The organism is Jeotgalibacillus salarius (genome assembly GCF_004405125.1).
Lineage (GTDB): Bacteria > Bacillota > Bacilli > Bacillales > Jeotgalibacillaceae > Jeotgalibacillus > Jeotgalibacillus salarius.
Genome location: NZ_SORX01000003.1, coordinates 161,978 through 184,027 on the forward strand (window position 1 = coordinate 161,978; position 22,050 = coordinate 184,027).

A 22,050-nucleotide genomic window follows, 5' to 3' on the forward strand; every position below is an offset into this window, starting at 1 on the left:
AATATTATGGAGAAAAAAATCATACTAGCTCATGACTTGGAAGAAAATCTCGTAACTGCAGTGAAGGAAGCCGCTCCTGAGTGGACTGTAATCACAGGAAAAGATGAAGAACAATGGGGTCCCCACATGAAAGATGCGTCCATTGTAGCAGGATGGAAGAAAGCGATGACCCCCTATCTTGAACAGGCTGAAAATCTAGATTGGGTGCAATCATGGAGCGCAGGCATCGACAGCCACCCGCTTGAAGATTTCGAAAAACACAATATTAAACTGACAAGTGCAAATGGGGTACATGCATACCCGATTTCAGAAACGATCTTTGCCATGTTGCTTGGCTGGACTCGCCATATCCATACATATACACGCCAGCAACAGGAGAAAAAGTGGCATCACGCCGGACTAAAACTTGAACTCCACGGAAAGAAAATTGCTATTTTAGGTGCAGGAGCAATTGGAAAAGAAACTGCTAAAATTGCAAAAGCATTTGGCATGAAGGTTGCGGGATTCCGCAGAAGTGGTAAAGATGAAGAATATTTTGACCAGATGTATAAGCTGGATCAACTGGAAGCAGTGTTACCAGACTGCGATTATGTTGTAATCACACTGCCTCTTACAAAAGAAACGAATGGACTTTTCACGGCAGAAACCTTTAAATGTATGAAGCCTGACAGTTTTCTTGTGAATATTGGCCGCGGAGAAATTATTGATGAAGAAGCGATGATCCAGGCTCTTAGAAACGGCAAAATCGCCGGAGCAGGACTAGACGTATTTGCAACAGAACCACTGCCGGAAGAAAGTCCGCTGTGGAATATGGAAAACGTGATTATCACCCCTCATACAGCAGGGTCGACACAATATTATAATGACCGTGTAATAAAAGATATTCTGCTTCCCAACTTGAAGTCATTTATAAACGATGAGAAGCTGCTGGTAAATCTTGTGGATTACAGTAAGGGGTATTAAAACAAGTGTCAGCTGGTGTTTCTATCGGTGAAGAAACTGGGAAACGGGTTTAAATGGATTCAATTTCAAGTATAAGTATTATGTTATAGCTATTTAAGGCGAACGAAGCAGAAGGCGGTGACTCCAGCGCGATAAGCGTGACAGCTGAGACCCCGCAGAGCTTTAGCTCGAGGAGGCTCAGCGCACGCCGCGCGGAAAGCGTCCGCCTGGCGCGCAGTGAGCCGCTTACTAAGAAAAAGACCTGAACATTACACTTTAATGTGTGATGTTCAGGTCTTTTAAATTCAATTATTCAGTCTTCCCCTGCCAGTTCATCATTCCGCCTGACATGTTCGTTACGTTAAAGCCCTGACCTTCAAGATACTGTGTACCCATTGTACTGCGACCGCCTGAAGCACACACGACAATATATTCCTTCGACTTATCAAGCTCCTGTTTTCGGAATTCAAGTAAGCCAAGCGGAATGTTCACAGCACCCGGAATTTTCCCGCCCTGTACTTCCTCTGTTTCTCTTACATCAAGGATCTGAAGTTCTTCATTTGCATTTAACTTTTGTTCTAATTCTGCTGGCATCATAGTTTTCATATTAAAAACCTCCACATTTTTTAAGTTTAGCGACCTGTTGTTCCTGCTTAAGAAGAGTCATTTTATTCACTTTGTAACCTTTACTTTTTAAAAAACGGATACCGAGCTTCAGATCAACGTGATCCGATGCGATAACATGAATATTCTCTTTTGGTAACTCTCTATAAAACCGCTTCAGGTAAGCGTAAGGAATTTGCTGAAACGTCGACTGACGATCTACGGTTCCGTCATTATAAGGTCTCAAATCAAGAATGCGCTCAGAGCTGCTCATTTCGTCTTCAGGCACGCACTGTACGCCACTGACTGGAGCATAACGTTTGTATATTGAAATGATTGCGATCATGATTGCTGCGACAAGAAGAAGTTCCACTTCAACACCACCTCTAAAAGTTTACATTGATTATATTATACCCCCAGGGGCATATAGTCAAGAGAAAAGTTTTTGCGTATTTGCCTATTTTTCTTCTATACTGAGAGTAGAAATTTCGGGAGGATATACTATGAAATTATGGATCAATCGAATTAGTTCACTTCTCGCACTTGCTTCACTCTCAATGGTCTTTGTGCGATTTTTCTTTCCGGACGTTGTTCCTTTTCTGACAACCGGGATCCTTTTTATTTTGTTTTTCATCTTTTTAGCCGTGTCTATTGTAACCTTTGATCCTAAAGCATCAAAGCGTGACGAACTGGTCGGTCTGCCCGTTACGATTTATTTTTCAGTGCTGGTTGTTTTTCTTCAGCTGATCGGCGGAGAGACAGATACCCCACTCAGCATTAATCAGCCCTTTTTATGGATTGCGATTGCCATCGGGATCTGGCTTGATATAAAAAGGACACGTAAGAATAAAAAAGACAGAGAAAAAAGCGCCGCGTAGGCGCTTTTTTCATTCAGCATATATTGAGTAAATCAAATGGTCCGTCCATTCTCCATTTTCATGAATAAACTTTTTACGAGTACATTCATATTGCATACCTGCTTTTTCTGCTATTTTAACAGAAGCAGTGTTATCTAAATTGATCTGAGCTTCCAGTCTGTGGAGATTCAATTTCTCAAACGCCATTCGTATCAAACCACGTAAACTTTCGGTTCCATACCCCTCACCCCAAAACTGGTTATGCAATGCGTAACCGCCTGAAGCCCACTGTGTATCATCCCGCTGTAAAATCAGCATATCTACATGTCCTAACAGTGCCTGATCTTCTTTTCTAATAATGGCAAAAACGTAAATATGATCGTCTTCTGCCCATTTATTAAAACGATCTAATTTCTCTTTGAATTGTTCAGCTGTAAATCCAGTCAGATCAATATAGCCTTCGTCATGCTGGTGCTGAGCAGGTTTTCGTCTGCTTATCTGCTTCACATATTGCTTGAAATCCACTGGTTGAAACGGTCTTAATATGATTCTTTCCATCTCTAAGTTCATGAATTCACCTCTTACAGATCCTCATTTTTCACCGTATACTGGAAGAAAAGAAATCCAGGTGGTTATTTATGAAATCTGCTTCTATTCTATTCGTACTTTTAGCTGCCATACTATGGGGCACGACTGGGACGGCACAGTCTTTTGCGCCTGAAGGTACTCATCCGGTCGCATTTGGTGCTTTCAGGTTATGTATTGGTGGTGCTGCGCTGCTTATCTTTTCAATTCTGCAGAAAAACTTTTCTTTATCAGGCTGGCCAATACAGTCATTAGTTGGAGCAGCTTTATGTATGGCTTTTTATCAGCCATTTTTCTTTTCTGCTGTTTTGATGACAGGTGTGGCTGTTGGCACGGTTACTGCAATTGGTTCAGCACCTGTAATTGCCGGGTTGCTTGAATGGCTTTTATATAAAAGACTGCCTGACCGTAAGTGGTGGGCAGCAACAATTACTGCGATTACGGGATGTATATTTTTATTCGCAAACCCTCAGTCCATTACAGTTGACCCTATAGGTATGCTGCTGGCACTCGGGGCAGGAACGGCATTTGCAACTTATACAATTGTCAGTAAAGAATTGCTGCATACACACCCTCCTGACACTGTAACCGCTGTCGTGTTTACACTTGCTGCGCTTATACTGGCACCTGTGTTATTTTTCTTCGACCTGAGCTGGATTTTAACGCCAACCGGCCTCGGAACAGGTCTGTATATAGGAATCATAGCCACAGCGATTGCCTACCTGTTATTTGCCCGTGGGCTGAAAGGAATCAAATCCTCCACTGCCGTTACATTATCACTTGCAGAACCAATGACCGCGGCACTGTTAGGTGTCATTCTTGTAGGAGAAACACTCTCAATGCTGTCCTGGACAGGTGTTTTACTGCTTATGATGTCCATCGTTATTCTTTCCTTCAAACGAAAAACAGAAGCAAGGATTTGATAACAATCTGGACAGAAGGACCGGTTCATTTACGCTCCAGGCGTAGGCTTTCCGGACGGCAGTCGCTGAGCCTCCTCGGCTTCGCCTGCGGGGTCTCAGCTATCCTGCTAATCGTCCCGGAGTCCACGCCTTCCGCTTCAATAAACCTAAGTTTTCAATAAATTTTAATATAATGAAAAGGAGGATGATGCTTAAGAAACAGAGTTTCCTCTTTCTTACTTTCTCCTGCAATTAAAAATTCTACTTTTTATATTTGCTTATAAGCCAATTCATTCACTTTGGTCAATCGACGCATATCCTGCCTCGTAATAAATGGAACCTGACCGCGCTGAATCTGCATGACCCACTGTGTCATAGCGCTTGGTAATCCATCAGACAGAACTGCTTCCTGCCATTCGCCGTCAGTTTCGTGATTCTTAAATCGCGCATGCTTGTCTTCCACAATATAAACACCCTCTGAACCGTGGATTTCAAGCTGAAATAATCCGCTTGTCACAAAGCCTGTTTCAAGTACAGCCATCTGACCATTTTCATATTTAACGAGAACTGCTGACTGGTCATCTACTTCATGATCATACACGTGCTGAAACATCGCTTTTACATCAACAGGTTCACCGAACAAACGATTTGCGAGGTAAATAGGATGTGCACCCAGATCAATGAATGAACCGCCTGCAGTCCCTTCCTTTTTAAGAAAATGAGGGGGCAGCCATCCTGGTTCTCCATTTTTGGGAACAGCACCGTCATGCGCTACACGACATCTGACTGATGACACTTTTCCAAGCTTTCCTTCATCAACCAGCTGCTGTCCATACAAATAATAATCTGCCGACAGTCTTGGTAATGACAACATCAAATGAACACCTGCTTCGTCAACCGCCTGAAAAATTTCTTCACATTCCCGCTCAGTTAGACCAAGCACTTTTTCAGAAAAAATATGCTTGCCATGCTGTGCAGCTTTTATGATGATATCTTTATGCATCGTTGTAGGCGTGTCTACAATAACACCTTCAATTTCCTGATCAGCCAGCAGATCGCCAAGCTCTTTAACAAATGGAATGCCCTGTTCATTTGCCCATGCTTCTCCTCTTATACGATCTTCATCCCAGATCGCAGCAACCTCAATATCTGGATTGTTTAAAGCTTCTTTTATGTAATCATCCGCGTGAACATGCCAGCGGCTTAACATTGCTACTTTGATCATTTAATGATTCTCCTTTACAGATGAGTGATTGAATTCTCTTAATATGAGCGTAAAACCGGTAGTAAGCAAAACTGCGCTGAAGATCAGTGGAAAAATGCTTGTTTCCTGCATTGCAGTAAAGAATTTTCCGTATCTTCCATCCCAACTGTCCAGTGTTGATGCGTAAATGGCTGATGTAATCCAGGATCCGATCAGCAATATAACACCTGAAAGAAATGCTGAAGCACCAATCAAAAGCTGATTTCTTCTCGTATAATGATCATTTTTTATCTTTGCCAAAGGAGTTGTAGTAATTCTCTGAAGGTTTCTGATTCTCTGATCGGCTTCTGTCAAAAAAACCTGCATCGTAATAGACGTACCCGACACCCCAACCTTTTCAAAACCAAAATCCCTATAAAGTTTTAAAGCCTGATGATTATAAGGATCCACACTCAACGATAGCGACTCATAACCCTGATTCATCGCATGTGAGACCACTTCTTCAAGCAGTTTTCTCCCTATCCCTTTTCCTCTTTCAGATGCTTTAACTGCCATTCCAACCTCAGGTACATCAGGCCCAACAAAACCATAACCCGGCTGCTCCTTTGTGAACTGCCGGTACCAGATCGCACCGACCAGCTCTCCGTTTTCTTCAGCGACGAGTACCTCATCACCCGGTCGACCCCATCCCTCATGGTATTTTTTCATTCCATCCGAAGACAAAAGCACTTCTTTTGAAGGCTTGTCTTCCGTTATGTAAATCGATTCATACAGCATCTGAAGAAAAAAATCGTGTTCATTCTCGTCGATCTGTCTGACCTTCATTCTTTCAACCCCTTTTTAACTAAGCGCTCATCTGACCGCGTTATCAACCGATTTCACTTCTAAAAGCCCATGAGGAAGTACTGCGTGTACACCCTTAACTTTATTGACAACCTGCGTAATTCTCAGATCAACAACTGTACTGCCGAGCGCGATTGCTTCTTCCCTGCTCACCTGAAAACGTTCCTGCATCAGATCAATCATCTCTTTCAGTGCAATGCCTGCAGCTTTGTTCAAGTCCTCATCAAAGCCAAAAGTCAGCCAGCCTGATGGTGTATCTGCACGCGGCATACGGATCGTCTGGTTTTCAAATAGCGTAAATGTCATACTGACTTCATCCATCGGGCACTCAATTGCTGTCCCGGACACTTCTCCGTCACCCTGTACGGCATGGCCATCTCCAGTAGAGAAAAGCGCACCTTCTACTGCTACCGGCAAATAAACTGTACTGCCTTCAACAAGCTCTTTACAATCAATGTTCCCACCACAGTAGCGGGGCGGGATCGTCGAGTGAAGACCTTTTTCAGCAGGCGCGGTAGCCAGCACCCCCATAAATGGTGATAGTGGAATCTGAAATTCTCTGGTGCCAATAATCGTTTTTCCAGTCATATTTTCAGCATTCAGTTCCCAGTTTAATGTCGTCTTTTCTTCAAAAGAAATTCCTGCATGCTCGTTCTGCCAGGATTCAGAGCCTCCTCCGACGTTCCATCCGTACCAGCCTGGCACGATTTTATTCATTCTGACCGCAAGCATCATACCAGGTTTAGCTCCATTAATATAGACTGGTCCGATTAATGGATGTCCTGACTTTTTCTCCTTCGTGCGAGAGCGGAATGAAATTGAACTTCCATCTTTATTTTTCAGGCCCCATTCAAGGCCGATCGTATTAAGCGTGACACTGTCTCCGTTTTCAATCGTCAGTACCGGTTTATGCTCCGGACTGAATGATCCGTGCAGTACTTTATCAGATGCTTCTATATGATGAGTTGCCATGCATGTCCCTCCAGCTGTTCGTTTCCTCCATTGTACGTGAAATGGGATAGAAATGAAAAAGGTATACTGAATATTCTTGAAAATACAAACATCTAAACAGGTTACTATAGTAAGAAGCTGAAAAGAGCTTTATAAGGAGACCGGTCAATTTCCGCTTCAGGTGGAAGCTTTCCGCACGGCGTGCACTAAGCCTCCTCGGCGTTGCCGGCGGCGTCTCAGCTGACACGCTAATCGTGCTGGAGTCCCCACCTTCCGCTCCAATTGACCTGAGTATTCATGAACTAATTACGTTTATAAAAAAGAGTATTACCCTGTATTCCTACAGAATAATACTCTTTTTTCAGTGACCTTAATAGTCAAACTTAGCGCTGCAACTAATTTATGACCTCATAAATGCCGCTGAAAGTTTTTCAGGCGGGTATGGTTTTGTTAGATAGCTTGTGATGTGATATCTTTGGACTTTTTCAGGATCTTCATCCAGAGCAGAAGAAATCACGATTGGCAATGTGTTATTCCCCTCCTGGTTTCGAATCTGTGCAATGACATCCCAGCCGCTCAAATCATTACCAAGCATCAAGTCTACAACGACACCTGAGAAGGAAAGGTCACCAATCTCTTCAACTGCACGTTCCGGCTGATAGTGATGTACGACTGAAAAGCCTTTAGACTTCAATTCATCGGCAATCAGAAGCGCAAGACTTGGATCATCCTCAAGCACGAGAATTTTATCCTCTCCGGTAATTGAATGACTTTGATTTTCCCGCATTAGCGGAAGCTCGATATGGAAAGCAGAACCTTCACCGGTTTCACTTTTAACAAAAATATCACCAGCATGTTTGTCAACGATTTCTTTACAAATTGCAAGACCAAGTCCGGTTCCGCCAATTTTACGGCTTTCACTGTTATCCACTCTTTTAAATTTCTGGAACAGGTTGCTGACTTCCTCACCTGGAATACCAATACCCTGATCCTCTACAATGACAGAAGCCTTGCCGTCAATCGATTGTAGACGAACTGTTATATCTCCGCCCTGTGGTGAAAATTTCACAGCATTATTTAAAAGGTTAGTCATGACCTGGGTCAGTCTTTCCTTATCACCTTTTACAATACTATTCTCCATCTCATCCCTTAAAATTAATGCATGAGATGACGGTATACTTGTTTTCTCCAACACTTCCATCATGAGTTCATCCAGCTTCACTTCTCCCATGTGGTACTCCTGTTTTCCGGACTCCATCCGCTGAAGATCAAGGAAATCATTTATAAGATTTGTCAGCCTTTTTGCCTCTTTATGAATCGTTTCAATGTAGCGCTTTTGTTTCTCAGGCTTCATTTCTTTCGTTAAAAGCAACTCTGCAAATCCGAGCACACTGGAAAGTGGTGTTCTAAGCTCATGACTGACAGTACTGACCAGTTCGGACTTCATTTTATCGACTTCATAATCCTTTGTAATATCACGGTGTACAAAAATCGTTCCGGTCCATTCCTGATCCCGATAGACCGACATTGCATACACATCGAATACCTTCAATGAATCATCCTGCGTTTTGAGCGTGTATCTGATTGAACGTGTTCCATCAAAAGCTGCATCTATTGTATTTTCGAAAAATGCTTTTAACTCCTGTTCTTCATTCACTGTCGAAATGATTTTCAAGAGCCATTCATCACATTCAATTTCTTCGTCTTCTGCTGTATCCATTCCAAGCAGTCTGCATAACGCCTCATTATGCTGTACCATACATTTATTCTGGTTTACAAGCTGAAGACCTTCTGTCATATTATCAAGCATATCCTGTGTCAGTTCTCTGGAGTACTTAATTTCGTCAAACGCCAGCAGTCTTTCAAAAGCAATGGACATGCGCTGAACAAGCCCTCTGATTTCTTCACATTCCTCTTCTTCAAAAGGCCGTCCATAGCGGTTTGCTCTGAAAATCCCGAGCGGCTTTCCTGAAGCATCAGTAATCTCAGCTGTCAGATCATAGACATAACTCTTAGCAATATTAAGATCATCTTCCTCAGGGCGTGCCAGCCTTTTACGCACTCTCATACCTTTTTCATCAATGAGAATCGGTGCATGCAGAATCTGATTAATCTTTTCTGTAGATACATTCACGGCAGAATACGCAGAACGGTCTGCCATGAAAAGCATGATCTGATCAAATGCATACAGCCTGTTCATGTACTGAACCATATCATCTAAAAATTTATATCGATTTGAAGTGCTCGACAACACATGATTCAAATCATTAAATAGCTCCAAACGTCCTTTTGTTTCCTGAGTCTCCATCAGTGTGGCAGCCAGTTGATCCTGCTGCTCATGCAGCGCTTCCTGCTGGGCAAGCAGCTCTTCATTCTGTGCGTGCAGTTCTTCTTCGTTACGCTGCAGGAAAGCTGTCATATCGATAAAGCTGGATGTCAATGAGCCGAGTTCATCATTACGATTTGACTTTTCTATCTCGGGCTTCCTGCCTTCCTGTATATCAATCGCTGCAGTATGCAATTTTTCAATCGGACTGATGATAGATTCGATCATTTTCCACAAAAATAGAATCATTAGCAGAATTAACAAACCTGTTAACCCTAATGAAGATGTAAAAGAGAACGTCATACCTTCAATCGATTGTCTGGAGACCTCATCCAACCTGGCTTCAGATTCACTCTCAATCTCCTTTGTATAACTCACAAAGTCATTTACAGTAATATTTAATCCAGTTTGAGAAAGCTCTCTCAGTCCTTCAAAATCTCCTTCTTCTACAAGCGCAATGGCTGTTGGCAGGCTGTCAGCTTCATAGTCACTCATGAAGCTGGATAACTCACTGACTAGAAGTTGTTCTCCTCCAGACAAATCCATTGTTGTATAATCATCTACTGCTTCATGATAGCGGTCCAAGGCTTCTGAAAGACGCTCACGCTCCAGTGGAGATTGAAACGCATATACACCACGAGCCCGGAAAAATACATCATTCAGCGCATCCGAGAGTTCAGAAGCCGCCTCCTGCTTTTCATAAATAGCGCTATGTTCTTCAAGTAATTCCTGCTGCTGCTGGTGAGTATAAAAACCAATAATGCTGAAAATCAAAATTACTGCTGCACAAATACCTGCTGAAATGAAGAAATATTTACTTCTCATCGTTTTCATTTTATTCATGATCTCCATTAAGCAGCTCTGCTACAAAATCACTTAATTCAACAGGACTAAACGGTTTCGCCATAAAATAGTCTGCGCCTGCAGATTTCAACGCTTCCTGATCCTCTTTTTGTGTTTTTGCTGTCAGCATCAAAATTTTTAAATTAGTCTTTAAACCCTCATCAAGCTTTTCAAGCACCTCACGGCCGGACATGCCAGGCATCATATAATCCAAAAGCACAATTTGATATTCGCCACTGCTCAGCTTGCGATATGCTTCGTCACCGTCGACAGCCGTATCGATCTCGACCTCCAGATCTTCCAGCGTGTCTTCGATTAACATTCTTAAAATCTCTTCATCGTCCGCAATTAAAAGTTTACTCAACAGATTGCCTCCTTTGTTGGGTTAGTTGAAATTTGTCTGCTGATGTCGTGGATGCGGACCAACTGATGCATATATTCTGTTCCCGCAAGTCCTGTTTCTTCCAGACTGACTTCAAACTGATAACCTTTCATCAATTCTTTCATTCTTTCGAAATCACGGGTGACCATCACCACATCATGCCCTTCACTTTTCTGCTGAATTCTGGCAGCGACATTGACCGTCCTGCCGAAATAATCCAGCAGATCATTCGCATTGACGGCAATCACAGGTCCCGAATTCAACCCTAGCTTAATTGAAAGATCTATTTGCTGTTCCTCGTTGAATTGTCCAATCCCCGTCTGGATATCTAGCGCCGCCATTGCAGCATCCTCTTCATGGAAGAATACGGCCATGATGGCGTCACCAATGGTTTTTACAATCGTGCCATTATGTGCTGATATATGTTTTTTTAAATATCTGAAATGCTCATTTACCTGGTGATAAGCTGCAGCATCTCCTTCTTTTTCATATAATGCAGTTGAGGCTTTCAGATCGCTGAAAAGAACTGTCATAGACTGAATACCAATCTGCTGGTCCGGTGACAGCACTTCTGTTGAAAATAAATCCCGGAATAATTGCAATGAAGTGATTTCTGCTGCAGTAACAGACTGATGGTTCCAATCGATTGTTTCATAGACCACAATGATTTCTTCTTCAGCATCATTGGCGATAGTCAGCTCTCCACCATCTTCACTTATGCCAGCAGATGCGCTGCTCCAATGTTCTCCATCAAAGTGATACGTTTGTTTCACTGCGGAATTTTCCTGAGTCATCACTGCATTATGTTTTAATAGTCGAATTCTTGTCTTTCCCTTCACCGCCGGGTATTTTAAAATTGCTTGTTCCCCTGGAAGAATCCTTCTCTGCGCGAGCACATGAGCAGACTTCGCAGGCCCTGTGAGACAGTACGTTTGATCAGCTGCAGTTCGGATGGAAGGGTGGACTGAAAACTGCATTTCAATATATTGGTCAAAACTTAACTCGTAATTAATCCCACACAGATCACAATGAACCTCATCTTTCACTTCCTTCATTGAGGACGCAGTTGATTTTGAGACACGGCAATTCGGACACATTAGATGCCACTCCTGCAGCAGCAATCCTTCCTTCACGCCATTAAGAAAAAGACTGAGGATCTCTTTGCGTGGAAATGCCCAATTATCAGCTAAAACATAAGGTTTCATATGAAGTACTTCATCGTCTCCTGCTGATTCAAGATGATCCTCTAACTGCTTAAGTTGTTCAGGTTGAGAATGAAGCGTTGAAAGGTTTTCACAGATTCTGCGCAGCCGGTCCTGGTCAATTTTTGGCGAAGCCTGTACCGGCAGCTTTTCATAGCCGCTATCCTTGTTTGTTTCTATATATTTGTCGAGATAATTCATGATTTCTTTAATAGACTTCAGGCCAACGACAGGGATCGCTGCGAGACCCAGAACATTTGCAGGAGTAAATCTTGCTGTACCTGTCACCTGTGTACCAAGCGTTCCATCTGAAAGCACCAAGTCTTCCAGGGCCACTTCCCACAAAAGCTGTTTAATCGGACCGCTTTCATAACGACGCTCAACTGAGTACACTTCTTCTTTCACCCATTCAAAAGGGTATTCTCGCCATTTTAAAGGAACAATACCCAGCGCTTTTGCTTCTGCATATCGAAACATTTTTTGATCCTTGAAGGCAGTATCAGAAAAATCCACAGGAAATAAACCAGACACTCTGTTGAGATGTTCAGTGTCAGCCAGCAGTTCCCAGGCTTTCCCGCGTGAAATTGGGTATTCTTTTTTAAATACATACTGTTTTTCCTTCATGCAATCCCCCCTCAGCTTTCATCCTTATACTGATTTCTTACATTTTCAATCGCTTCTAATTGTTCAAAAAAGACGTCTGTGAGGTGAGGATCAAAGTGCTTACCTTTTTCAAAACTGATCATCTTCAGAATCTTTTCAAGTGGCCACGCTTCTTTATAGGGTCTTTGCGAACCAAGTGCATCAAAAACATCTGCAATTGCAACGATTCTTCCGTATATATGAATTTCCTCACCACTGCGACCGTGTGGATAACCGGATCCATCCCACTTTTCATGATGATCTCTTGCAATAATCGCAGCGGCTTGAAGAATTCTTCTTTTTGAATTTTTGAAAATACCATAACCGACTTCTGCATGTTTTTTCATTATATTAAACTCTATATCGGTTAGTTTTCCGGGTTTATTTAATATCGCATCCGGTACAGATACTTTTCCTATGTCATGCATCGGACTCGCAAGTTCGATCAGACGCGACTCTTCTTCTGAAAGACCGCTGCCCTTCGCAATGATGTAGGAATAAGCCGCAACCCTTTTTACGTGCTGACCGGTTTCACGGGAACGGCTTTCACCGATATTCCCCATCGTTAAAATCATCTCTTTTTGGGATTCGATCAGTTCAGAATATAATATTGCCTTTTCCATTGACTGACCTGTGTAAGTGGCGGCGAGGGATAGGTAGGTAATGTCTTTTTCAGTGAACAGTGAAGGAGAAGTTTGTTTATTGACTGCCTGGTAAACGCCCACAATCTCTTGCTCAGCATTGCGAATTGGAATGCATAAAATTGAGTATGTACGATACCCTGTTTTCTTATCAACCGTTTGGTTAAATCGGCTATCCTGATATGCGTCCTGAATTGAAATGATTTCACCGGATCGATAGGCTGCTCCCACAAGCCCCGAGTCAATCGGAATTTCTATTCGATCAATGCCATGTGCAATTTTCGTCCATATTTTTTCCTCAGAAGGCTCTGCAATCCACAGTGTACACCGGTCTGCCAGTGTAAGCCTTCTGCCCATTTCAGCCATAAGTAAATGAACCTGATCCAGATCATTCTCATGTGCCAGCTTTGATGCAAATTCAAATATAATTTTCAGCAGTTCTTCAGCAGGGATGTCAAATGATGACCCAGAATGAATTCCCATACACAATATCCCCTTTTATCATTTAAGATTTATCATTTTCTACTTTAGTTATATGATATATTAATTATAACAAATATAATAATGAAACTAAAGAACTATAAGAGGTGAAAAATGACTCCTTTTTCTTTTTTATTTCTCTCCCATTTAATCGGTGATTATTTATTTCAGACAAGCTGGATGGCCGGACGTAAAAAAAATGACTGGACGGCCCTGTTAACTCATTGTTTCGTCTATACATTAACCGTTGCAATCATAGCTTATTTTACATTTGGGGGCCTTTCTCTTACTGCGGTCATATTTGTATTTATCACTCACGTCATTATTGATAAACAGGTTGTGGTGCAATGGTGGGTAAAACGCATCATGAGTCCTCCACCCAGTGAAAAAAAATGGCTGACAATCGTTGCTGATCAGACTTTTCATTTGATCGTTTTAGCCATTGCATTATACATATAAGTGATCAATTTTAATCAAACAGTCTTTCTGACAATGCAAAAAATAACGTTTCTGCACAAACACAGAAACGTTATTTTTTATGTGATAAATATTTAGTTAAAAATTCTTCAGCAGGTACAGCCTTACTATAATAAAACCCCTGGGCCACCTGCCCGCCTGCCTGCTGATAAAGATGAAGTACCTCATCAGTTTCAACACCTTCAGCTATCGGTACAGCCCCAAGTGTTTCGGCCATCCGAACAAGCGACTGAACAACTTTGACCGCTCTATCCTGATCTGGCATTTGTCTAATGAATGATTGATCAATTTTCAAAAAATCTACACTCACATCTATTAGATGAGCCATTGTATTGTATCCTGTTCCAAAATCATCAATTGAAATTTTCACACCAATGTTTTGAAGCCTTTTCGCCTGAGAGACCCAGACTTCGAGATCTGTCGGCATCCGTTCCGTGAGTTCCAGTGCAATGAACGCTGGATCGACACGGTATGCATGAGTAAGGTGCTCAATGTCAGTGACAATCGTATCCTGAACAAAGTGGTTGCCTGAAACATTTACAGCAATATTGATTAACTCGTTCCCGCGGGTTTGCCAATCTGCCTGCTGCTGAAACAGCTGATTAAATGTCCATTTCCCTATGTCTACAATCTGTCCCGAGTATTCAGCCTGTGGAATAAAGCTATCAGGATATAGTACTCCTCTTTCAGGGTGATGCCATCTGATTAATGCTTCTGCGCCAAACAGCTGACCAGTTTTGGTATCAATTTGAGGCTGATAGTAAAGCTGAAATTCATTGGCGCGTATCGCTCTTTTGACTTCATCATTGAAAGAGAGTTTCATAGTAGAAATTGAAGCTGGTGTATGATTATAATTTCTTACCTTTGAAAGGTCCGGCGTGTCTTTTGAAACCTGCACCGATGCATTTCTCGGTGAAAAATAAGCAACATTCAATTCAAACACCCTTTCGAGAACCAGCATATTTAAATTCATTATAACGCATCTTACAATTATTTCATACTATTTTTCAGAATTTTTCAATAATACTAAACAGGTCTTTATTACTGACCTTTTTTCTTAACCGTATTTTTTCTGATGCTCTTTTTTCCTTGCCAGATACTCCTCGTCTTCACGCACTTCTATCCACTTTTTTTCAAATATCGAAGCAGATTCGGCTTTTTCATCATCAATATCTCTATCGTTGATTTCACCACTTTTGTCATACTTTTTTCCACCTTTATAATTCGCATAACGTCTGGCACGTGTATAACCCATTTGCAAAAATTTCCTGGACATATCCATTCCTACAAAATCCTGTTTTTCTTTATAATCTAAGTATAGTTCATAAATTTTCTCTGAAGATTCCTTTGCGATCTCAGGTGTTTTAAAACGCCAGTGAGGCAGGATTTCGCCTTTATACGGCTCTACAAGAAGAACACCCTGCTCTCCCCGGCCCACACTGTATAGTTCGGGTTGTTCTCTGAAGTTGATCTTATCGTAGTCCAAATCATAATCAAAAGCCACAACACTCAACCTCCTTTGTACACCATACCCAAAAAAATATTTTGTTAACAAAAAGACACCCACTTTTACTGATGAATTCGTGATAATGTCAACAGTCACTCCTCAGCCCCAATGAAGTCATCGTTCATAAAAAATCCCTTCAGTACACTCACTGAAGAGATTTTTTCTTAATCCGTGATTTCTCCACACGCAATTCGGGCACCCGCATTGCCTGCAGGGTCTGTTTTGTAGTCGTCAGGGCCTTCATGAATCACAATGGCACTACCATCCTCATCCAACAGAGAGTGCTCGCTGCCTTTTTTAAGCGTCAGATCCCTCACTGTCAATTCCAGATCAATTGTGCCATCTTCATCTACTTTCAAGTTTGGAAGGTCGCCAGCGTGGTAGCCTTTAGGGTTCTCGAACCCATGCTGTTTGCCCTCCGGATTAAAATGCCCACCGGCAGATTCAAAGTCAGGTGGCGTACACACACTCGTTTCATGAATATGAACAGCTTTCTCTCCCGGTTCAATTCCTTTTACCGACACTTGCACAACGACCCCTTCATCAGTCTCACGAAAGATCGCTGAACCAATGTTTTCTCCCTGACTGTTAATCATCTTAGATTCTATCACTGGCAGGGCACTCGCAGGAACCACTCCCTCCTGAAGCATTTGACAACCTCCGAGTCCAGCTACTGCAACACTGATCACAAGACCAATTGTATAACGTTTCATAAAATAAAGACCTCCTATTCTTAGCAATAGGCTGTCCTTATTTCATAAAAATTAAACTATCTTCTCGCCATAGACATGAGCGTAAATCCGATATTCGCCGGTCTCTCAGCCAAACGCTTCATAAAGTAGGTGTACCAATCTTTGCCGAACGGCACATATACGACCATATTCCATCCTTCTTCAGCCAGCTCTTTCTGTTTCTCTTCCCGCATACCCTGCAGCATTTGAAATTCGAACTGATCCTTCGAGATGTTGTGTTCTTTCACAAGCTGCTTCACAAAATCAATCATGTCGTTATCGTGAGTAGCAACCTGTGTATAGTTACCTTTCAGCATATGAGTTTTCACCAGATTTTTATAATTTTCGTCTACAACGCTCTTGTTGTTAATATCAACATCTTCAGATTCTATATATGCTCCTTTGACAAAACGGATGGCAGGTGAAAAACCGTCAAGCCTTTCGACATCCGTTTCAGTTCTGAATAAATTCGCCTGAAGCGCCAGACCAACGTTCTCATGATTTTCTCTTAACGTCTCATAAACGGAAACAATATCTTCACAGTTTTTGTATTCTTCCATATTAATCGTGACAAATACATCGTATTTTTTCGCTTCGGTTAAAATGGTGTTCATATTCTGAATCGCTACATCCTTTCCCACTTCAAGTCCAACACTAAAAAGCTTGAGTGAAATTTGTGCGTTCAATTTCTCATCTCTGATCGCATGAATGGCTTTAAAACTATTATCAACATACTTTTTTGTACCTTTTTCAGTTTCCACAAACTCACCCAGGCAATCAATCGTCGCACCAATACCGTTACGATTAAGTGCCTTTACCTGTTTAACCATGTCTTCTGTCTTCTCACCGCCCACAAAATGTGAGCCGCCTAACTCCATTCCGACACGTCTGGATATATTGATGAACAGCTGGTTATAAGCTAAAGCTGTAAAGAATCGATTTAATGCTGATGCAATGATCATTTAAATCCTCCTCATAATCTGGCAGTTCTTTACTGATTCCCCTTCTCCCTAATAAACAAACGGATGTGAAATTTTCCTTTAAAAGCGCTCCATGATAAAATAAGGATTGGACTACACATTAAAGGAGTGCTAACAATGGCAAAAACAGGTTATATTGATTTAACAAATGGACATAAACTTTCTTTTGAACTTTATCCGGAAGAAGCGCCGGGCACAGTTGAGAACTTTGAAAAGCTTGCAAACGAAGGCTTTTACGACGGGCTTAACTTCCACCGCGTCATCCCGGGCTTTGTAAGTCAGGGCGGATGCCCGAATAAAAACGGTACAGGCGGCCCTGGTTACACAATTAAGTGTGAAACAGAAGGCAATCCTCACCGTCACCAGCCGGGCTCACTGTCAATGGCTCACGCAGGTAAAGACACTGGCGGAAGCCAATTTTTCGTCGTACACGAAGCACAGCCTCACCTCGATGGTGTGCACACAGTCTTTGGTAAAGTAACAGAAGGTCTTGAGCACGCTCAAGGCATGGAACAAGGCGCAGGCATCAACGAAATCCGTGTGAACGGTTAAATAAAAAAGGGCCGGGACAATTGTCTCGGCCTTTACTCGTTCCGCTGCGCTTCAGGCGGACGCTTTCCGGACGGAGGTTGCGGGATCTCAGCTTCCCTCTAGTCGTCCCGGAGTCATCGCCTTACGCTCCGCTGCACTAAGATTTTAATAAAAATATTGTTTCGCATAACCACATTTATAAATTCACCCGGCTTTTTTAACTTTAATCAATCTGTATCTGTCCACGAGTACACTAAAATCATAAACAGAATCATCAGAACGCCGGCAACGATATAAAACCAATCCGGTACATAGCTTCCACCAAAAAAGCTGAATAACAAATGATCCCTCCTCAATTCCTGATCATCTTGAACAAAAACCATCCCATTGAACTAAATAGCATGATTAAAAAAACAGGCATCACACCTGAAGACAAGTTAGCACTTCCCCCACTGCCTATCAATGTGATTTCATACGTAATATAAGCAAATAATAACACGCTCAGGTTTTTAATTACATTCATCATCAAAACACCATTCAAATATTGTCTTTCGGCGTTTTCCTCTGTAATTTTCCCTAAGTAATTATAAGTGTGAGGGATTTTTTCCAGCGCAGTTAACCCTCCCCACATCACTAAACCGATGATAGGCAGCATGATCGCACTCCATTTACCACCAAAACCGTCCGCTTCTCCGGATGCATTAAAATGAATCGGAATCACTTCTGACAGATCTCCCCATGACAAAGCCAGATAAGCTGATGCCGCTAAAAGCAATATCAGTGAAATCATACTAAACATTTTTGCCCAGACCGGCTTTTCAATTTTAATTACTGGCCTGTTTGAATGAAACATGAAATCCCTCCTGAATGTTTCTTTCTATGATATACGTCTTGAAAACTTTTACGTTCCCATTTATTTCACTCAAAAGACCTGCTTTTATAAGCTAAACTTTCGATTCTCAACATTTATTTGAATAACCACTCCCCTTTTTCAGCATCATTATTCGACATTTTCCCAAAACCTTTAGGTGATTTTATTAAAATAACTTGCACGTTTTTACAGTGTATACCTTGTTTTTGGATTAAATTACATATTAAAAGGTATATAAGTTGTTATATACATACATTTATATTCTATCAATATATAAATTTCAAAGAAAATTTTCCCGATAAACAAACTCGGATTACTCTGCTAGGATGAAGTTGTTCACAAAATATTTCAAAAAAAGGAGTCGGGAAAATGAAGAAAAGAAGTATGGTTATGAGTTTACTGCTCGCTGCTAGTTTATCAGTACCATCCATCGCAAACGCTGCACCTGATCAGGAAAGAGGCCAGGAAACATTCAGGGTCTATGTAGAATCAACAGGCGTTTCTGCTAAAAGTACGAAGCAATCGTTGAAAAAACAATACGAGCCACGCTGGGAACTTTCTGAAAATGGCTTCTCTACAGAAATGAATGAAAAACAATTCAACGCACTCCAAAAGAATAAGAATATTAAAGTAACAAAGGTTCAGGAAGTAGAACTTGAAACAGATGTCCGTGCAAGCGAATACGAAACAATGGCCGGGGAGTATCCGACCCAACAAACACCTTGGGGAATCAAAGCGATCTACAATAACCCTAACCAGACAACTACTTCAGGTGGTTCAGGTGTAAATATTGCAGTACTTGATACAGGCGTTTTCACAAGTCACTATGATCTTGTAAATACTGTAGAACAATGTAAAGATTTCACACAGGCTACACCACTTGTAAATGGTGCTTGTAATGATGCAAATGGTCACGGTACACACGTAGCCGGTTCTGCTCTAGCTGACGGCGGTAGTGATAAAGCTGGAATTTACGGCGTCGCACCAGATGCTGACCTTTGGGCTTATAAAGTATTAGGTGATAACGGATCAGGATACTCAGATGATATCGCAGCAGCGATTCGTCACGCAGCTGATCAGGCTTCAGCTACAAGAACAAAAACAGTTATTAATATGTCACTTGGTTCTGCAGGTCAGGACTCACTGATCACAAATGCAGTAAACTATGCTTACAGCAAAGGCGTATTGGTTGTTGCCGCTGCAGGTAACTCAGGTCCGAACCAGGGATCTATCGGATATCCTGGCGCACTGACTAATGCAATTGCAGTAGCTGCTCTTGAAAATCGTCAGCAAAACGGTACATACCGCGTAGCCGACTTCTCTTCTCGTGGATACGCTCAAACTGATGGTGATTATGCCATCCAGCAGGGTGATGTTGAAATCTCAGCTCCAGGTGCTTCAATCTATTCAACATGGCCTGGTGGCGGTTATAACACAATCAGTGGCACATCAATGGCTTCACCACACGTAGCAGGTCTGGCTGCAAAAGTCTGGGCTGCAAACCCTTCTTACTCTCACACGCAACTGCGTTCTGTACTTCAGAACCGCGCGGCAAATAATGATATCCTTGGCGGATTTGGCGCTGGTTACGGCGATGACTACGCTTCAGGATTCGGATTTGCAAAAGTGAACTAATCAACCTGTACGGAAAGCAGGTATGGTGATAGCGGGTTGACCCTCGCATTCGCTAAAAATCAGCATAATTTAAACTCTAATTACCCCCTTTACACATATTTTAAAGGCTGTCCCTCAAAAGCAAGTTTGCTTTGAAGGACAGCCCTTTTTTTACAATCAATTAATATAGTTTACCTTGTTTGTAAAGAATTGTTGAGAGCTTCATCACTGAATGAATATAGCAGTTTTGTCGCAGCGAGTGTGGATCTCCAAAATATTTTGGTAAAATGGTTTCCATAGTTCCCTGCATTTTGTCATACAATTTTTTGTAGATTTGCTCTTCTGAAAAGAATTGTGTTTCTCTTCCCTGCAGCCACTCGAAGTAAGACACAATTACACCGCCGGCATTGGCAAGGATATCAGGAACAATGATGACACCTTTTTCATTCAAATAACCATCTGCTTCTGCTGTTACCGGTGCATTCGCCCCTTCGACAATGACTTTCGCTTTAATATCCTCTTTATTTCCATTGTGAATCTGATCTTCAAGTGCTGCGAGCATTAGCACATCCACGTCCATCGTAAGGACTTCATCGCGGTGAAGAATTTCAGCATTCACCCCGCTCTCTTTAAGCTGTTCATCGGTATGGGGCAGATCCCCCTGATTCGAAGCTGTAAAAGATACCAGCGTGGGAATGTCCAGCCCCTCTTTGTTGTACAAAGTACAGTTCCGATCACTGACTGCGACAATCTTGTTATGCAGATGCTGACATTGATAAGCTTCAAGCGCAGTAACTGAACCTACATTACCAAAGCCCTGGACAGCTATTTTTAATGGTTTATCATATAGATCCAATGCCGTTTTAGCATATGGACTTCCCGTTTTTTCAAGCCATGACTGCTGTTTCCCAATAAAATCAGACATCATATAGCGATAGGTGAAATAAACTCCTTTTCCAGTGGCTTCACGTCTCCCAAGGGATCCTCCGTTAATCACACTCTTCCCGGTAAAGCTTCCTCTGTAAGGCTGTCCCGGCTTAATGTTTTTATATTCACCCATCATCCAGTCCATCTCACGCTCTCCGCTCCCCATATCCGGAGCCGGTATATCTTTATCCGGGCCAATGACATCTGCAAAGTATTGCACATACTTTTTAGAAATAAGATTAAGCTCTTTAGGCGTATATTCACGTGGATTCGCCACAACTCCGCCTTTTCCCCCGCCAAATGGTACATCATGAAGCGAGTTTTTTAACGTCATCAGAAAAGCAAGGTTAATGACTTCTTCTTCATTGACTGATTCGTGAAAACGTATTCCGCCTTTGTAAGGACCCATTGCATTGTTGTGCTGCACTCTGAAGGCAGGTACCCTTACGATTTCTCCTTTTTCAAGGACGATCCTGAGAAAAGATTTATGTACTTTGTTGGGAGTCGATAGAACTGCCCCTAAAGATGAGAACGCTTTCTTTCTACCTGCATCCTTAAGATCAGGCAAAAACATTTCATCGTCCATTAGTGCATCTAATGATTCCTGTACAATTGCTCTTGTCTGATATTGCATCAATAATTCCCCCTTGAGTAAATTGGACTAATGTCAGCTTATAATTACCGTACCACAATTGACACCCGAATGAAAAAGTGAAGCCGGACGTTAAGTTTTGTCCAGCTTCATCAGGCAGGAGTTAGTGCGTGCCTCCCTCAGCTCATTTCGATAAGTCAACATCAGCTCTTTGCGTTCGCTGTGTTTCCTTTATCTTAATCGCTTCAGTCCACCGCATACGCCCCTAAACGCCTGCTTCCGCTTTTCTACTTGTCCAGCTCCAGCACGCAGGGGCTAGTGCGCTTCCCTCAGCTCATTTCGATAAGTCAACATCAGCTCTCTGCGTTCGCTGTGTTTCCTTTATCTTAATCGCTTCAGTCCACCGCATACGCCCCT

Annotated in this window: 22 protein-coding genes; 6 read left to right on the top strand and 16 right to left on the bottom strand. The window is 42.1% G+C overall.

Translation table 11 applies throughout. The features are described 5' to 3' along the window. Positions 1-3 precede the first annotated feature (3 nt). A complete protein-coding gene (locus E2626_RS05990) occupies positions 4-963 on the top strand; it encodes a D-2-hydroxyacid dehydrogenase (RefSeq protein ID WP_134380828.1) in 960 nt (319 codons plus the stop codon). 288 nt (positions 964-1,251) lie between these two features. Here E2626_RS05990 and E2626_RS05995 read toward each other — a convergent pair whose 3' ends face one another. Both E2626_RS05995 and E2626_RS06000 read right to left on the bottom strand, forming a co-directional pair. Then, positions 1,252-1,548 carry a rhodanese-like domain-containing protein gene (locus E2626_RS05995; RefSeq protein ID WP_134380829.1) on the bottom strand — a complete coding sequence of 99 codons (297 nt, stop codon included), beginning with the start codon at positions 1,546-1,548 and terminating at the stop codon, positions 1,252-1,254. A 1-nt stretch (position 1,549) separates the two neighbouring features. After that, on the bottom strand, positions 1,550-1,918 hold the full coding sequence (locus E2626_RS06000) for a sulfurtransferase (RefSeq protein ID WP_134380830.1): 369 nt from the start codon (positions 1,916-1,918) through the stop codon (positions 1,550-1,552). Positions 1,919-2,048: 130 nt separating this feature from the next. On the opposite strand from E2626_RS06000, the gene E2626_RS06005 reads away from it, so the two are divergent. Next, positions 2,049-2,423 (top strand): hypothetical protein, encoded by a 375-nt coding sequence (locus E2626_RS06005; RefSeq protein WP_134380831.1) that lies wholly within the window; start codon positions 2,049-2,051, stop codon positions 2,421-2,423. A 9-nt stretch (positions 2,424-2,432) separates the two neighbouring features. Here E2626_RS06005 and E2626_RS06010 read toward each other — a convergent pair whose 3' ends face one another. Further along, positions 2,433-2,972 (bottom strand): GNAT family N-acetyltransferase, encoded by a 540-nt coding sequence (locus E2626_RS06010; protein WP_134380832.1) that lies wholly within the window; start codon positions 2,970-2,972, stop codon positions 2,433-2,435. Between the two features lie 68 nt (positions 2,973-3,040). On the opposite strand from E2626_RS06010, the gene E2626_RS06015 reads away from it, so the two are divergent. Further along, positions 3,041-3,910: an EamA family transporter gene (locus E2626_RS06015; protein WP_134380833.1), complete on the top strand. Its 870-nt coding sequence runs from the start codon at positions 3,041-3,043 to the stop codon at positions 3,908-3,910. Positions 3,911-4,157: 247 nt separating this feature from the next. On the opposite strand, the gene E2626_RS06020 is transcribed toward E2626_RS06015, so the two are convergent. The 7 genes from E2626_RS06020 to E2626_RS06050 form a co-directional block, all read right to left on the bottom strand. Then, positions 4,158-5,114 (bottom strand): Gfo/Idh/MocA family protein, encoded by a 957-nt coding sequence (locus E2626_RS06020; RefSeq protein ID WP_134380834.1) that lies wholly within the window; start codon positions 5,112-5,114, stop codon positions 4,158-4,160. Beyond that, the gene (locus tag E2626_RS06025) at positions 5,115-5,918 is read right to left on the bottom strand and encodes a GNAT family N-acetyltransferase (RefSeq protein WP_134380835.1); all 804 of its coding nucleotides are present in this window, start codon (positions 5,916-5,918) and stop codon (positions 5,115-5,117) included. Positions 5,919-5,945: 27 nt separating this feature from the next. Further along, entirely contained in the window at positions 5,946-6,908 is a 963-nt protein-coding gene (locus E2626_RS06030; protein WP_134380836.1) for an acetamidase/formamidase family protein, read from the bottom strand. A 379-nt stretch (positions 6,909-7,287) separates the two neighbouring features. Continuing rightward, positions 7,288-10,065, bottom strand: a complete 2,778-nt coding sequence (locus E2626_RS06035) for an ATP-binding protein (RefSeq protein WP_134380837.1) — start codon at positions 10,063-10,065, stop codon at positions 7,288-7,290. After that, positions 10,049-10,420: a response regulator gene (locus E2626_RS06040; RefSeq protein ID WP_134380838.1), complete on the bottom strand. Its 372-nt coding sequence runs from the start codon at positions 10,418-10,420 to the stop codon at positions 10,049-10,051. The genes E2626_RS06035 and E2626_RS06040 overlap by 17 nt, the downstream gene beginning before the upstream one ends. Beyond that, positions 10,417-12,264, bottom strand: a complete 1,848-nt coding sequence (locus E2626_RS06045; RefSeq protein ID WP_134380839.1) for an adenylate/guanylate cyclase domain-containing protein — start codon at positions 12,262-12,264, stop codon at positions 10,417-10,419. The genes E2626_RS06040 and E2626_RS06045 overlap by 4 nt, the downstream gene beginning before the upstream one ends. 11 nt (positions 12,265-12,275) lie before the next feature. Next, positions 12,276-13,406, bottom strand: coding sequence for an HD domain-containing phosphohydrolase (locus E2626_RS06050; protein WP_134380840.1), 1,131 nt, complete (start codon positions 13,404-13,406; stop codon positions 12,276-12,278). Between the two features lie 111 nt (positions 13,407-13,517). On the opposite strand from E2626_RS06050, the gene E2626_RS06055 reads away from it, so the two are divergent. After that, positions 13,518-13,862, top strand: coding sequence for a DUF3307 domain-containing protein (locus tag E2626_RS06055; RefSeq protein WP_134380841.1), 345 nt, complete (start codon positions 13,518-13,520; stop codon positions 13,860-13,862). A 70-nt stretch (positions 13,863-13,932) separates the two neighbouring features. On the opposite strand, the gene E2626_RS06060 is transcribed toward E2626_RS06055, so the two are convergent. The 4 genes from E2626_RS06060 to E2626_RS06075 form a co-directional block, all read right to left on the bottom strand. Beyond that, positions 13,933-14,853, bottom strand: a complete 921-nt coding sequence (locus E2626_RS06060) for an EAL domain-containing protein (RefSeq protein ID WP_134380842.1) — start codon at positions 14,851-14,853, stop codon at positions 13,933-13,935. 84 nt (positions 14,854-14,937) lie between these two features. After that, the gene (locus tag E2626_RS06065; RefSeq protein ID WP_134380843.1) at positions 14,938-15,384 is read right to left on the bottom strand and encodes a DUF4385 domain-containing protein; all 447 of its coding nucleotides are present in this window, start codon (positions 15,382-15,384) and stop codon (positions 14,938-14,940) included. A 167-nt stretch (positions 15,385-15,551) separates the two neighbouring features. After that, positions 15,552-16,100 (bottom strand): superoxide dismutase family protein, encoded by a 549-nt coding sequence (locus tag E2626_RS06070; RefSeq protein WP_134380844.1) that lies wholly within the window; start codon positions 16,098-16,100, stop codon positions 15,552-15,554. Between the two features lie 56 nt (positions 16,101-16,156). Next, the gene (locus E2626_RS06075) at positions 16,157-17,080 is read right to left on the bottom strand and encodes a proline dehydrogenase family protein (RefSeq protein ID WP_134380845.1); all 924 of its coding nucleotides are present in this window, start codon (positions 17,078-17,080) and stop codon (positions 16,157-16,159) included. 135 nt (positions 17,081-17,215) lie between these two features. Between E2626_RS06075 and E2626_RS06080 the strand changes: the two genes are divergently transcribed. Beyond that, positions 17,216-17,650, top strand: coding sequence for a peptidylprolyl isomerase (locus E2626_RS06080; protein ID WP_134380846.1), 435 nt, complete (start codon positions 17,216-17,218; stop codon positions 17,648-17,650). A gap of 331 nt (positions 17,651-17,981) precedes the next feature. Here E2626_RS06080 and E2626_RS06085 read toward each other — a convergent pair whose 3' ends face one another. Further along, positions 17,982-18,482, bottom strand: a complete 501-nt coding sequence (locus tag E2626_RS06085) for a DUF1648 domain-containing protein (protein ID WP_134380847.1) — start codon at positions 18,480-18,482, stop codon at positions 17,982-17,984. Between the two features lie 387 nt (positions 18,483-18,869). Between E2626_RS06085 and E2626_RS06090 the strand changes: the two genes are divergently transcribed. Beyond that, complete coding sequence (locus tag E2626_RS06090) at positions 18,870-20,135, top strand: S8 family peptidase (protein WP_134380848.1); 1,266 nt, start codon at positions 18,870-18,872, stop codon at positions 20,133-20,135. Between the two features lie 160 nt (positions 20,136-20,295). Here the strand turns inward: E2626_RS06090 and E2626_RS06095 are convergent, their stop codons facing one another. Next, positions 20,296-21,675 carry a Glu/Leu/Phe/Val family dehydrogenase gene (locus E2626_RS06095; protein WP_134380849.1) on the bottom strand — a complete coding sequence of 460 codons (1,380 nt, stop codon included), beginning with the start codon at positions 21,673-21,675 and terminating at the stop codon, positions 20,296-20,298. Between the last annotated feature and the right edge of the window lie 375 nt (positions 21,676-22,050).

What these genes read in the sequence shown, in the direction of transcription:
- E2626_RS06055 (WP_134380841.1), top strand. Translation starts at nt 13,518, where the DNA reads ATGACTCCTTTTTCTTTTTTATTTCTCTCCCATTTAATCGGTGATTAT.
- E2626_RS06025 (WP_134380835.1), bottom strand. Translation starts at nt 5,918, where the DNA reads ATGAAGGTCAGACAGATCGACGAGAATGAACACGATTTTTTTCTTCAG.
- E2626_RS06020 (WP_134380834.1), bottom strand. Translation starts at nt 5,114, where the DNA reads ATGATCAAAGTAGCAATGTTAAGCCGCTGGCATGTTCACGCGGATGAT.
- E2626_RS06010 (WP_134380832.1), bottom strand. Translation starts at nt 2,972, where the DNA reads ATGAACTTAGAGATGGAAAGAATCATATTAAGACCGTTTCAACCAGTG.
- E2626_RS06005 (WP_134380831.1), top strand. Translation starts at nt 2,049, where the DNA reads ATGAAATTATGGATCAATCGAATTAGTTCACTTCTCGCACTTGCTTCA.
- E2626_RS06080 (WP_134380846.1), top strand. Translation starts at nt 17,216, where the DNA reads ATGGCAAAAACAGGTTATATTGATTTAACAAATGGACATAAACTTTCT.
- E2626_RS06045 (WP_134380839.1), bottom strand. Translation starts at nt 12,264, where the DNA reads ATGAAGGAAAAACAGTATGTATTTAAAAAAGAATACCCAATTTCACGC.
- E2626_RS06030 (WP_134380836.1), bottom strand. Translation starts at nt 6,908, where the DNA reads ATGGCAACTCATCATATAGAAGCATCTGATAAAGTACTGCACGGATCA.
- E2626_RS06075 (WP_134380845.1), bottom strand. Translation starts at nt 17,080, where the DNA reads ATGATCATTGCATCAGCATTAAATCGATTCTTTACAGCTTTAGCTTAT.
- E2626_RS06085 (WP_134380847.1), bottom strand. Translation starts at nt 18,482, where the DNA reads ATGTTTCATTCAAACAGGCCAGTAATTAAAATTGAAAAGCCGGTCTGG.
- E2626_RS06015 (WP_134380833.1), top strand. Translation starts at nt 3,041, where the DNA reads ATGAAATCTGCTTCTATTCTATTCGTACTTTTAGCTGCCATACTATGG.
- E2626_RS06070 (WP_134380844.1), bottom strand. Translation starts at nt 16,100, where the DNA reads ATGAAACGTTATACAATTGGTCTTGTGATCAGTGTTGCAGTAGCTGGA.
- E2626_RS06050 (WP_134380840.1), bottom strand. Translation starts at nt 13,406, where the DNA reads ATGGGAATTCATTCTGGGTCATCATTTGACATCCCTGCTGAAGAACTG.
- E2626_RS06035 (WP_134380837.1), bottom strand. Translation starts at nt 10,065, where the DNA reads ATGGAGATCATGAATAAAATGAAAACGATGAGAAGTAAATATTTCTTC.
- E2626_RS06090 (WP_134380848.1), top strand. Translation starts at nt 18,870, where the DNA reads ATGAAGAAAAGAAGTATGGTTATGAGTTTACTGCTCGCTGCTAGTTTA.
- E2626_RS05995 (WP_134380829.1), bottom strand. Translation starts at nt 1,548, where the DNA reads ATGAAAACTATGATGCCAGCAGAATTAGAACAAAAGTTAAATGCAAAT.
- E2626_RS06095 (WP_134380849.1), bottom strand. Translation starts at nt 21,675, where the DNA reads ATGCAATATCAGACAAGAGCAATTGTACAGGAATCATTAGATGCACTA.
- E2626_RS06060 (WP_134380842.1), bottom strand. Translation starts at nt 14,853, where the DNA reads ATGAATTTAAATATGCTGGTTCTCGAAAGGGTGTTTGAATTGAATGTT.